Source organism: Streptomyces sp. YIM S03343, assembly GCF_054729195.1.
Window position 1 is genome coordinate 4,025,470 of record NZ_JBPUKX010000001.1, and the last position, 11,379, is coordinate 4,036,848.

11 protein-coding genes are annotated in these 11,379 nt (G+C 67.3%); 6 read left to right on the plus strand and 5 right to left on the minus strand.

From position 1 onward, the window contains the following. Nucleotides 1–30: 30 nt before the first annotated feature. Nucleotides 31–1,644 carry a hypothetical protein gene (locus ACSYGN_RS17250; protein WP_460396550.1) on the plus strand — a complete coding sequence of 538 codons (1,614 nt, stop codon included), beginning with the start codon at nucleotides 31–33 and terminating at the stop codon, nucleotides 1,642–1,644. A 770-nt stretch (nucleotides 1,645–2,414) separates the two neighbouring features. Here ACSYGN_RS17250 and aspS read toward each other — a convergent pair. From aspS to ACSYGN_RS17265, 3 genes are all read right to left on the minus strand, one after another. Continuing rightward, nucleotides 2,415–3,728, minus strand: a complete 1,314-nt coding sequence (aspS, locus tag ACSYGN_RS17255) for an aspartate--tRNA(Asn) ligase (protein WP_460396552.1) — start codon at nucleotides 3,726–3,728, stop codon at nucleotides 2,415–2,417. 327 nt (nucleotides 3,729–4,055) lie between these two features. Beyond that, complete coding sequence (locus ACSYGN_RS17260; protein WP_460396554.1) at nucleotides 4,056–4,430, minus strand: hypothetical protein; 375 nt, start codon at nucleotides 4,428–4,430, stop codon at nucleotides 4,056–4,058. Continuing rightward, nucleotides 4,423–5,562 (minus strand): helix-turn-helix domain-containing protein, encoded by a 1,140-nt coding sequence (locus ACSYGN_RS17265; RefSeq protein ID WP_460396556.1) that lies wholly within the window; start codon nucleotides 5,560–5,562, stop codon nucleotides 4,423–4,425. The genes ACSYGN_RS17260 and ACSYGN_RS17265 overlap by 8 nt, the downstream gene beginning before the upstream one ends. A gap of 427 nt (nucleotides 5,563–5,989) precedes the next feature. Here ACSYGN_RS17265 and ACSYGN_RS17270 point away from each other — a divergent pair, with 427 nt between their 5' ends. Continuing rightward, nucleotides 5,990–6,343 carry a hypothetical protein gene (locus ACSYGN_RS17270; RefSeq protein WP_460396557.1) on the plus strand — a complete coding sequence of 118 codons (354 nt, stop codon included), beginning with the start codon at nucleotides 5,990–5,992 and terminating at the stop codon, nucleotides 6,341–6,343. On the opposite strand, the gene ACSYGN_RS17275 is transcribed toward ACSYGN_RS17270, so the two are convergent. Beyond that, nucleotides 6,328–6,696 (minus strand): ATP-binding protein, encoded by a 369-nt coding sequence (locus ACSYGN_RS17275; protein ID WP_460396559.1) that lies wholly within the window; start codon nucleotides 6,694–6,696, stop codon nucleotides 6,328–6,330. The two genes, ACSYGN_RS17270 and ACSYGN_RS17275, sit on opposite strands and share 16 nt — an antisense overlap. Before the next feature lie 14 nt (nucleotides 6,697–6,710). On the opposite strand from ACSYGN_RS17275, the gene ACSYGN_RS17280 reads away from it, so the two are divergent. Both ACSYGN_RS17280 and ACSYGN_RS17285 read left to right on the plus strand, forming a co-directional pair. Beyond that, a complete protein-coding gene (locus ACSYGN_RS17280) occupies nucleotides 6,711–8,570 on the plus strand; it encodes a DUF6571 family protein (protein ID WP_460396561.1) in 1,860 nt (619 codons plus the stop codon). After that, nucleotides 8,570–9,565, plus strand: a complete 996-nt coding sequence (locus ACSYGN_RS17285; RefSeq protein WP_460396563.1) for a hypothetical protein — start codon at nucleotides 8,570–8,572, stop codon at nucleotides 9,563–9,565. Before ACSYGN_RS17280 ends, ACSYGN_RS17285 begins: the two co-directional genes overlap by 1 nt. Nucleotides 9,566–9,719: 154 nt before the next feature. On the opposite strand, the gene ACSYGN_RS17290 is transcribed toward ACSYGN_RS17285, so the two are convergent. Then, a complete protein-coding gene (locus tag ACSYGN_RS17290; protein ID WP_460396565.1) occupies nucleotides 9,720–10,169 on the minus strand; it encodes an ATP-binding protein in 450 nt (149 codons plus the stop codon). Between the two features lie 162 nt (nucleotides 10,170–10,331). On the opposite strand from ACSYGN_RS17290, the gene ACSYGN_RS17295 reads away from it, so the two are divergent. Next, nucleotides 10,332–11,165 (plus strand): helix-turn-helix domain-containing protein, encoded by an 834-nt coding sequence (locus tag ACSYGN_RS17295; protein WP_460396567.1) that lies wholly within the window; start codon nucleotides 10,332–10,334, stop codon nucleotides 11,163–11,165. Next, on the plus strand, nucleotides 11,162–11,368 hold the full coding sequence (locus tag ACSYGN_RS17300) for a DUF397 domain-containing protein (protein ID WP_460396569.1): 207 nt from the start codon (nucleotides 11,162–11,164) through the stop codon (nucleotides 11,366–11,368). The genes ACSYGN_RS17295 and ACSYGN_RS17300 overlap by 4 nt, the downstream gene beginning before the upstream one ends. The last annotated feature ends 11 nt before the right edge of the window (nucleotides 11,369–11,379 follow it).

The window sequence follows — 11,379 nt, forward strand, 5'->3', positions numbered from 1 at the left end:
GGTCGGCCTCTGCTCCGGAAGGAGAGCGCCGTGCCCCGCAGCCTCCGGCGAAAGCTGCTACGGCACTGGCGGCGCGCGCGAGCCGACGTACAGGACGCCGTACCGCAGTTGCCCGAAGACCGCCTGCCCGTCCGACCGACCGAGCGGCAACTCGGCGACGCTATATCCGCTGCCGAGGCCCCGCAGGACAACGACGCCGATGAACTGGCACGGCTGCTCCTCGCCGTGGACCGGGACGGCGACCCCGAGCTGCTCGCCGCGACCGCACAGCTCCTGCTGCGGGCGGGCCCCCGGGTATGGTTCCTGCTCGATACGACGACCCGCCGGGCATGGTGGCCTGCTCCGCACTGGTCGGCGACCGCGATACAGCGGCTGGCGCAGGGCGAATCCTCCTATCTGGGGCTCGCGACCACCGCGTGCCACCCCGACGGCCGGGTCCGCGAGGCAGCGGTGGCGCGTCTGGCGGAACTCAACGGCCCCCTGGCGATGCCCTCGCTGGCCCTGCGGGCGGCGGACTGGGTGCCACAGGTCCGTGACCGAGCCCGGAAGTCACTCGAACAACAACTCGCCGAGCCCTCCGCCGCGACCCTCCTCGCGGTCGCGCCGGTCGCCCTGGCCCTGAGCGAACGACGTGAGGGCCGCTGGCTGGCGGACCGCGTCGAGTCGGCGTTCCGCGAGGGCCCGATCGAGTCACTGGCCGCAGCCCTGGCAGCCCCCGACCGGCGCACACGACGCATCGCGTACCTGACGGGACTCGCCGCCGACCGTCTCGATCTGCCGCAACTGCTCCGCGCCGCCGAGTACGACGACGACCCGCTGACCCGGACCCGGTGCGCGGAGGCCGCGGTGAGGAAGGCGTCCGCTGCCGGAAGCGTCGACGCTGTCCGTCCCTTGCTGACGAGCGGTACGGCGGCTGTGCGCGCTGAGGCGGTACACGCGCTGGCCCGAGCAGGAGACATCACCCCCGCTGTCACCGCGCTCGCCGACCGCAGCCCTACGGTACGGGCGGTCGCCCAGGCCGCACTGCGCCGCGCCGGATCATTCCCGGCTGAGAACTACAGGCGCCTCGTGGTCCCCCCTCTCCCCGCCCCGGGAGCCATAGCGGGCCTCGGCGAAACCGGAGCGGCGGACGACGCGGCACTCGTCCTCCCCTGGCTCGATCACCCGCGCCCCCGGGGACGAGCAGAGGCAGTACGAGCACTGCGCCGTCTGGGCGCGGCCGGCCCGGACACCGTCACCACCCTCCTCACGGACCCGTCCGGCGCGGTCACTCGGCAGGTCACCAGGGCCCTGCTCCCCTGGGCGTCCCGCCTGGACCTGCGACACCTCCAGGCCCTCCTCGCCCAGAGCAACGCACAGCACATCCGCATGGCCGCCTACCGGCTGCTGCACGAGAGGGACGTCTGGACGCGACTGCTCACCGATCTGGAACTCTTCACCGACCCCTCCCCCATGCTGCGCAACGGAGCCCGCAGCGACCTCAAGAACTGGCTCACCCGCGAAGCCGCCACCACCTACTCGATGCCACGGGGCCCCACCGCGGAGGCCCTCACCAGACAACTCACCAACGCGGAACCCGTACTGACCCCCGACCAGCTCCGCCTGCTGCGCTTCCACCTGGGCATCAGGCATCCCGCCTCATGAGGCAACGATCCACTTGGCGACGAAATCGGTGGCACAGCGTTCGTACCGCCAACACCCACATTCCATGACTGGCCATGACTGGCCATGACCGACCGGGATCACTCCCGGGCTACCACCGGTGGGGGCGTAACCGATCAACCCGGCAGGGATGCCGGCCTCCCCGAGACCGACAGCCATCTGTGTGGACACCTCGGGTAGGGCCTCGACGGGGATCAAGACGCACTCGGGCTTCGGCAACTACGGCATGGGCTGGCTCACAAGAGGATCCTCGCCCGCTGGACCGCCCAGCAACACCCATAGGCCCCAGCTCGTTGTCGGCCTTTCTTGAACAACCGGTCGGCGAATCCGAATCGCTCAGCCCGCCTGCCACCAGCTCGGCCACCTGCCGCAGGCGCGGACTGAGCCGGACCAGCATGCGCGCGCTCGCACGATGCCCCGCGACTATCTCGTCGAGCGGTAAGCCCCCGTGGCTCATAAACCCCTCCCTCACCTCACACCCACGCCGGTCGCAGCATGGACATGACGTGAGGGTAACTTGACAGACTGTGAAGGGCCCAAGTACATGGGCGCGCGGAGGACGGCGGTCACCAGGACCGTCACCCTCACCGCAGTGTCGGCCCCGGACCGTCAGGTCGTACGGCGCCGCCGAACCTCCCGGTCGCCACTCACTTGGTCGGGTCACCGGGTCCCTCGCCTCCAGCGCGGCAGCACGTCGCTCCCCCACCGCCCATCGGCCTCGTGCCGTGGGACGCAGCCACCTACCAATGGGGTCACGGAGTGAGCCGGTTCGGGCCCCGGAACAGGAAGGTGGCCTCGCGGATCGAATCCAGGCCGAGCATCGCCATCAGTACCCGGCCCAGGCCCATGCCCAGGCCGCCGTGGGGCGGGCAGCCGTAGCGGAAGGCATTCAAGTAGTCCCGCATAGGCTCCGGGCGCAGGCCCTTCTCGGCGGCCTGGGCCAGCAGGATGTCGTAGCGGTGCTCGCGCTGGGCGCCGGTGGTGATCTCCAGGCCCTTCCAGAGGAGGTCGAAGCTCAGGGTCACGCCCGGGTCGTGGGCCGATCGCATGTGGTAGAAGGGCCGGATGCCCACCGGGTAGTGCGTGATGAACACGAACTCGTGCCCGGTGGTCTCGTGGACATGGGCGCTGATCCTCCGCTCGCCCTCCGGGCCCAGGTCCTCCTTGATCTCTTCGGGGTCCCAGCCTCCCCCGCGCAGGACGTCGTGCGCCTCGGCCATGGTGATACGGGGGAAGGGCGTCGTAGGGACGATGATCTCCGCGCCGAAGTGTTCCCGGATCTCCGCTCCGTGAATGTCGGCGACCTTGGCGAGGGCATGGGCGAGCATTTGCTCCTCGAACGCCATGACGTCCTCGACGTCCTCGATCCACGCCAGTTCGACATCGACCCCGGTGAACTCGGTGGCATGCCGGGTGGTCAGCGACGGCTCAGCTCGGAAGACCGGCCCGATCTCGAAGACCTTCTCGACGCCCGCCGAGATCGCCATCTGCTTGTAGAACTGCGGCGACTGCGCCAGGTAGGCGCTACGGCCGAAGTAGCCCAGCTCGAAGACTTCGGCGCCGGACTCCGAGGCGGTGCCCATGAGCTTGGGGGTGTGCATCTCGGTGGCACCCTGCGCGTAGGCGTACTCACGCAGGCCCTGCTCCAGGGTGGTCTGCACGGCGAACATCAGCTGAGCAGCGGGACGGCGACGTACGTCGAGAAAGCGCCAGTCCAGCCGGTGCTCGAGACCGGTCCGTTCGTCGATCGGCAGCGGCGTGGCGGCCGGGTTCAGCACCTCGACCGCTTCCGGGAGGATCTCCAAGCCGCCGAGTTTCACCTGGGCCGCGTCGACGACCCGGCCGGTGATCCTGACGGCGGACTCCGGGGTGAGCGCTTGGAACTGGGCCTCCATCGGCCCGCCGCCGTCACGTCTGTGGGTCACCTGCACGAGACCACTACAGTCCCGGACGATGACGAACTGCACCTTGCTCAGCAGGCGAAGGGTGTTCACCCATCCGCAGACGGTTACCATACGGCCGATGTGTTCTCGCAGGTCGGAGACCTGCACACGGCTGTGGATCATTGCGGTCCTCCGAAGGACATCAGCATGATCCCTTGGGGGTGCGGGCGAGAAGGGCGACTCGCGGTTCCACCGCACCTTCGCCGCCACGGAGTGACGGCCTCATTCGGACCCGGTGACGGGGGTCAGCCGGCGGGGCATTGGACCACGGGCCGGGCCGTTCCTCCCCGCGCTCAGGAGGGTCTTCACCTCGGGGCACGAGACCGCCTTCGCAGCTACCGGCGGCTCTCTCGGCTCGCGTGATCCCTGGCTACTCGTCTCCGTCAACGCTGTGCCCAGAAGAATAGGGACACAGCGTCGGGGACCGCCACCGAGTAACACCACGATCCCTCAGGGGTTGGTCGTCGGAGCGTGGTGCGCATACGTGTGTGTGACCAGACGGCCCTTCTCCGTGTGCTCGCGAATCCGCTTCAGGTAGCCGTGCCTCTCCAGTTCGCGCAGTGCCGAGGCGATCCGGTCGCGCTCCTCGGGAAACCGGTCGGTGAGGCTGCGGATGTCGACCGGTGTGCCCTCCGGAACCGAGAGGATGTGGGTCGCCAGACCGATGGCCGTCAGTGACAAGTCACGGTGCTGGGCGAGGTGGCTGCCCACGACCACGTACTGACCGGACGGGTACGCACGGACGTGAACGACGCCCGAGTGGGTGTCGCTCCGCCGGAGATCATGATGCGGACGCGGAGCGGGCTTGGAGTTGTTCTCAACCATGTGGAGACGCTTCTTCCTTGATGGCAGGGTCCTCACACCGGGTTTTCCGTGTCCCGGCTGAGACCGATGGGCGTACGGCGCTGTGGAGCGGTCGGATCGTCAGCTCTGCCCGCCCCGCGTCCTGCGGTCGGTCATGAGCAGCCTGAGCCGTGCCCAGTGCCGTCGGGCGCCTCATGTGGGCCACCTTCGGCTGGTGGGGCACCGGCGGAAGAGGCATCGCTGCGGCGAGCTTCCGGCAGTCGCTGCAAAGCGCGCCCTCGGGGCCGCGGATGACGCGATTGCACCAGCCCGAGCAGTCGACGATGGCGTACGAAGGGGTCGGCTCGGTGTCGGCGGTCGGCTCGGCGGGGACGTCCGGCGAGGTCGGCAGGGGCAGCGGGGGTGGCGGGAGTTGTTCCCGGAGGCGGTAGGCGAGGAATCCGGCCGGGTGCTTCAGCACCGGAGGCAGATCGTAGGTCAACGCGTACAGCAGGTCGGCCCTGCCGACGCCGTTCTCGAACCACGCGACGGCCGCGGGCGTCAGGCGTCGTACATCCGCGCTGGACAGCATGAGCCGGGAGTCCGTGCGGCGGAGGCCGACCAGGAGGGCCTCGGCCTTGTCGTGGTGTTCACCGCGGGGAGGTTCCGGCACGGGGTCGGGGTCCGGGGACGGGTCGGGAACCACCGTGAGCACGACCTCGGCAGCCGGTTCGGGTACGGAGTCGGGGGCGGATGCCGAAGGGCCTTCGCCGTCCACAGGCTGGGGAAAGGAGTCCCGCGCCCTGGTGATCTCGGGCGCGTTGTACGCGTACGTACGAGTGATCACGTGTCCACCGGCAACCCGTTCCCGCACCCGCTCCACATAGCCGCCGGCCTCCAGCTCACGGAGGGCGGAGGCGATGCGGTCGCGGCCCTCGGTGAAGCGGGCGGCGAGGGAGCGGATGTCGACGGGCGCGCCCTCGGGCAGCGACAGGATGTGGACGCCGAGTCCGATCGCGGTCAGGGACAACTCGCCGTGCTGGGAGAGGTGGTTGCCGACGATCGAGTACCGGTCGGGCTGGAATTCCTTGATGTGGATGACACCGGACTGGGTGGAAGTGCTCGGAACGCCCTGATTCCGGCGCGCGAGCGCACTAAGCTTCGTCTCAGCCATGGGGAAGGTTCTGCTTCCTTGCTTGGTCAGGCCCTCGCACTGGGATTGCAGTCCCGGCGGGGGCCGATGCATGTGTGGGTCATGGGCGGGCGAGGCGTCGTAGGGACGTCGCTGCCTGAAGCTGAGACTGCCTCCCCAAGCCACCAACGCGCCAGCCAGTTCGGCCTGTTTCACTCCTGCGAGTGACGTACGCGAGGTTTGGTTGGTTGGGAAGGTTCTTTCCCCCGAATTTCTTTAATTCCTTGACCGCCAGCGGCTCCGGCCCAAGGACAACCGGGACACCCCTTCCTGGGCACCGGCAGTCCGGGCTGACAAACAATCCCGATATGACTGTGTGAAATTCAGTGGCTCCCGCGCTTGAGCTGTCGGTACCGTCTGCCCCCGGACAGCCGCATCGGCGGTTGCTTCTTCTCGGAGAGCGGTTCCCGTGAACAGCCAGCACGCAACGACGACCCTGTGGCGTCCCACCGGCCCCAAGGAGCTGGAGCTGGTGCGTGAGCTGGACTGGCGTGCCTGGCCGCCCCGGCTTCCCGAGCAGCCGATCTTCTACCCCGTCCTCAACGAGGACTACGCCGTCAGGATCGCGCGAGACTGGAACGTCAAGTACGACGGCGCCGGCTTCGTCACGCGGTTCGACGTCGAGCCCGAGTTCCTGCGCAGGTACCCGGTCCAGCAGGCAGGCGGACAGACCATCCTCGAACTGTGGGTACCGGCCGAGGAACTCGACGAGTTCAACGCTCACATCGTCGGCAAGATCCAGGTGGTTCACGAGTTCCGCTGAGCCACGAGGACCACGCACAGGTCGAGTTCCGCCCACACGGTCTTGCACGGCACCGGGCCGTTGCGTACGCCCCAGCGGTCCGACAGCTCCCGTACCAGCAGCAGGCCGTAGCCGGATTCGCGGGGTGGGCCGTCCTGGGGTTCCGGGCGTTCCGGGCAGCGGTCTCCTCGTGCGTCCCTCACCTCGATACGGAGGGTTGTCCCAGCCGTGAGTGTCAGGGTCAGGCGGAAGCTTCGGCCCGGGATTCGGGCGTGCAGCACGGCGTTCGTGGCCAGTTCCGCGACGATCAGTCGTGCCGGGTCCAGGGGTACGTCCCACGTGCGCAGTTGCTCTGTTGCCAGGAGCCTTGCCAAGCGGGCTCCTCGCCATGTTGCCGACCGACCAGGGCGTCAAGCTCGCTCTCCACGAAGCGGCGGGCATCAAGAGCTGGACCCAGCGCGCGTTCGACCAGGCGATGGGGCAGAGCGGCCACACCTTCAACGGCTCCGCCGTCGGCGACATCGAGGTGTACGAGGCCCGCGAAGCCAAGCAGTATGCGAACCAGATCCTGAACGGCGACAAGCTGCAAGGCGACGACCTGAAGGAGTGGCAGCGCCTCATGCGCGACAACTCCCACGACAAGGCCTTCAGCCAGACCCTCCTCAACTCGCTCGGCGCGGACAAGACGCTCAAGCTCACCAACAAGATCGACGACCTGGCGTACTTCGACGACACCAAGGACAAGAACGCCTACCTCCAGATCAACGGAGGCATAGCCGACTCGCTGGCGACTGCCACCCGCGTCCCCGACTTCAAGGACGCGAACGGCAGACATCTGCCCTTCGGGTCAAAGGGGTACAACGACGCCTTCGGCAACTGGCTGCGGACCGACGACGCCCAGTTCTACACCAAGTGGGCCAACGACCTGCGGGAACACGGCACTGACGAGTACGACCTCAAGGCTGCCGGGGACAAGGTCAACACGATTGCCAAGGGACACGGCCAGCAGGTGCGCGGCTACCAGAGCCTGGTCACGCTGATGCAGCAGGGACATGGCTACTCACCACAGTTCCTCTCCGACGTCACCGACGGCGCGATCGCCGCGGAGAAGGACCACCCGAACGTCTGGGACCTCCACGGCAAGTTCGACGGCAAGAACGGCGACGGCTGGTTCGCCAATGACCCGGTTGACGGTGCCCTGGGCATCATGGGCCGTGACCCGGAGGCGGCCACCGGCTATCTCGATCCGCACGCTGGTGGCACCGAGGACCGTCTCCACTACCTCCTCAAGCAACGGGACTGGAACGTCGTCAGCACCACTGAGTGGCAGGGTGAGCGGGAAATCGACTCGGCCGACACCGTCGACGGCGACAATCGCATGGGGCTCGGTGCCGCGATCGAGGCGGGAGCCACCGGGCATCCCGCCGACGACACGTCCCAGCAGAGCGACGGAAGGCACAGCCCTGCCGAAGCCCGCATCATGCAGCGGACGGTGAACCTCCTCGACCAGGACACAAAGGACGACAGCATCACCGCCAACCTACGCGACCCGATCGCCCGAGCCCTGGTGGACTACGCCCCGGACACCCACAGGACCCTGACCCACGACCCCAGCTACGGCTACATACACGGTGGCTCAGTCATCGACGACAGTGCGGGAGGCCACCTCAATGTGGCGCAGGACTCCCTGACAAGGGTGCTACGCGGTGTTTCTGACAACCCGCAGAACTTCGCCCACCTCTACGACGCCGAACGAGCCCAAGCCGCCCACACGCTGGCCGGGGCCAACGCGACGTACAGCGACAACAAGGACTGGGAGAACCGGGTCGCCGACGTGGGCATGGGGGCTGGTGTCTTCAACGCCATCGGCGCGGACGCCATCCTCGACGACCGCGACGCCCGCAAGGCGTGGATCGACGACGTGGCCCGGTACTCCTACCACGCTGGGGGCGCACCCCTCACGCTCATCCCCGGCGTCGGCGACACAGCACAACGCATGGTGGACGGCGCGACCTATGAGTGGTCCAAGGACGTGAAGGCCGAAGCAGACCAGTTGGCCAACATCAAAGTTGGCCAGGTGACGAGGGCCAACTCGCAAGGTGCGCACGACCTCCTCGACCAGTGGTACCTGGACAGGGGGCTGGACAAGACCGCGTCCAGACCGAACTATCTTTCGGACTACATGGATCTGCACTACAGCAGTTCCCGCAACCAAGCCCTCGCCGACCTGCACAGGGGACTGTCCTGATGAAAAAGTCCGTCGCCGCCATGATCGTGGCCGCCGTCATCGTGGCCGTTGGTGGTGTCGTCTACGCGTCGGGGGCCTATGACTCCTGGCGTGACGGGCGGGCGCTGGACGACGCGTGCAAGGGGTTGGTCAGCGCCGCGGAGGCACGCAAGGCCCTGGGTATGGACCGGGTCAGCGGCAAGGCGATCGGCCGTCCGGGCTGCAGGGTGTATGACCCGGGGGACACGAACACGGAGCTGGTCATCATGGTGCAGCGTGGTCAGGACGCTGCTGCGCAGATTCGCGCGAACCCTGCCGAAATCCTCGCGGACTGGGAACAGGCCCTCGTGCCCGTGGGCAACGGCTGGCCGGCCCTGGTCTCATCCGGGACGAGAACCAAGCCCTACGCCACCGCGTACCTACCGTGCGGCAAGAACGCGAACGACGACCTCGTCCTGATCATGGGTGTAGCCAACGCCAATGCCGCGGCCGACCCGCAGAAGCGACGTAACGGTATGGCCGTCATGATCACCCGGGCTCTCAAGCGTGCGGCCAAGGATCAGGGGTGTGCGCTGCCCGACACCAAGAAGGTGACCGCCGCGACCTCTACCGGTACCTTCGACAAGTTGAAGAAGTCCGGTGCGGCAACCGGAACCTGCCAGGGCGTGAACTCCGCCTCGTACGAAGCTCAGCCGGATCCGGCCGCCCCGATCGAGCAGTGCTTCTTGGCCACGAACAACGGCGAACCGACCTTCCGCATAGCGGCCTACTACGGCCCCTACACGAACGCACCCCGCCACAATCCCTACCGCAGCCCCGACGACTATCTCGGCACGTCAGGCAGCAACGAAGGCAAGTCCTGGACGACCGCCTCGTGTCCCACCGGCTCGGCGCTGTACACGTTCGAGCCCCTCACCTCCCACGCCAAAGCCAGCATCTCCGAGCACCAGGCGCTCATCACCTTCGCCACGCAGTCAGCCAAGCGGCACGGATGTAACAGCCCAAAGAACTCGTGAACAGATAGTCAGCCACAGCTGAGCTTGGCGTTTAAGGTCCGTGCGGGGTCAGCTTGTTGAGCTGACCACGGGCTTCGTCGTTCCGCAGACAGCAGAGCGCCCTTTGCACCGCGCCCGCCCGGCCAGGGGTGGGCACGGCCGTCGCGGCGCGGATCTACGGCTGACCGTCCGCGCGCCGTCGGAGGTCGAGTTCCGACCACACCGTCTTGCACGGCACCGGGCCGCTTTGTACGCCCCAGCGGTCGGACAACTCCCTTACCAGCAGCAGGCCGTAGCCGGATTCACGAAGTGGGCCCTCCTGCGGTTCCTGGTGTTCCGGGCTGCGGTCGCCTCGTGCGTCCCTCACCTCGATACGGAGGGTTGTCCGGTCCGTGAGGATCAGGGTCAGGCGGAAGCTTCGGCCTGGGACTCGCGCGTGCAGCGCGGCGTTCGTCGCCAGTTCCGCCACGATCAGTCTTGCCGGGTCCAGCGGTACGTCCCACGTGCGCAGTTGCTCCGTCGCCAGCAGCCTTGCCAAGCGGGCTCCTCGCCTTGTTGCCGACAGCGGTACGGAGAAGCGCAGTTCAGAAACGGAAGTTCTGGTTCGGGTGATTTCTTCTGTCACGTCACTCAGAGTGTTCGTTCGCGCCTACTCTGTGAAGAGGCCCGGTCCGTGCGGAGCGTGAGCGTCCGGGCTCTGCCCGGCTTGCGTCCGGCACGTCCACAGTGACGCCAGACCCACGGCCGGAGTTGGACACACAGGTTCAGCGAAGGGTGGTGACCGAACATGCACAAGTGGAACTCGGACGACGAAGACGACGAGTCCGGTGCCGTGATGCGCACGGTGGTCCGGCAGCTCAAGATGTGGCGCGAGTCCGCCGGTATGACGCAGCCGGAGTTCGCGACGGCCATCGGCTACGGGCACGAGCTGGTGTCGTCCGTCGAGCGGTGCCGCCGTATCCCCCGCCCCGAGTACCTCGACGCAGCGGACCTGGCGGTTGGCGCCAACGGCAAGATCTCCGCGATGAAGGAGGACGTGGCCGAGGCCCGGTACCCCAAAAAGGTGCGGGACGTAAAGAAGTTGGAGGCCGAGGCCGTCGAGATCTGCTCCTACAACAACTCGGTCATCGACGGTCTCCTGCAGACCAAGGAGTACGCGGAGGCGGTGTTCAGCTCCCGACGTCCTCAGTTCACCAAGGATGAGCTGGAGCAGCAGGTCGCAGCGCGGTTGGCCCGACAGGCGATCATCGACGACTCCGCTGCGCTCCCAGTACTCAGCTTCGTCCAGTGCGAGTCAACGCTGCGTCGCCCGTATGGGGGCAGAATGGTGATGCGAGCACAACTCGAACGACTCTTGCAGCTCAGCCAGTTGCGGAACGTTGACCTTCAGATCATGCCTTTGGAGCGTGAGGGGAACGCAGGGGTCGACGGCCCGTTCCGGGTGCTCAGGCTCCAGGACGGCAGCACCATCGGGTACAACGAGGTACAGCTGATCAGCCGTGCCATCGCTGAGCCGAAGCTCGTTCAGATCCTCGACATTCGCTACGGGATCATCCGGTCCCAGGCGCTCAACCCTCAAGAGTCGCTGGCCTTCATCGAGAAACTGCTGGGAGATCCATGAGCATCAAGCCCGCTTCCGGAGTCGACACCAAGCTGCGGTGGATAAAAAGCAGCTACAGCGGGGCGGACACGCCCTCTTGCGTCGAGGTAGCCACCGTCCCCGGCACCATCCACGTCCGCGACTCCAAGACCCCCACCGGCCCCCGCCTCGCCCTCACCCCCACCACCTGGGCCGCTTTCCTCCCCTACGCCGCCCGCACCTGACGAAAGCAAAG

What these genes read in the sequence shown, in the direction of transcription:
- aspS (WP_460396552.1), bottom strand. Translation starts at nt 3,728, where the DNA reads ATGATCCACAGCCGTGTGCAGGTCTCCGACCTGCGAGAACACATCGGC.
- ACSYGN_RS17260 (WP_460396554.1), bottom strand. Translation starts at nt 4,430, where the DNA reads ATGGTTGAGAACAACTCCAAGCCCGCTCCGCGTCCGCATCATGATCTC.
- ACSYGN_RS17265 (WP_460396556.1), bottom strand. Translation starts at nt 5,562, where the DNA reads ATGGCTGAGACGAAGCTTAGTGCGCTCGCGCGCCGGAATCAGGGCGTT.
- ACSYGN_RS17280 (WP_460396561.1), top strand. Translation starts at nt 6,711, where the DNA reads ATGTTGCCGACCGACCAGGGCGTCAAGCTCGCTCTCCACGAAGCGGCG.
- ACSYGN_RS17285 (WP_460396563.1), top strand. Translation starts at nt 8,570, where the DNA reads ATGAAAAAGTCCGTCGCCGCCATGATCGTGGCCGCCGTCATCGTGGCC.
- ACSYGN_RS17295 (WP_460396567.1), top strand. Translation starts at nt 10,332, where the DNA reads ATGCACAAGTGGAACTCGGACGACGAAGACGACGAGTCCGGTGCCGTG.
- ACSYGN_RS17300 (WP_460396569.1), top strand. Translation starts at nt 11,162, where the DNA reads ATGAGCATCAAGCCCGCTTCCGGAGTCGACACCAAGCTGCGGTGGATA.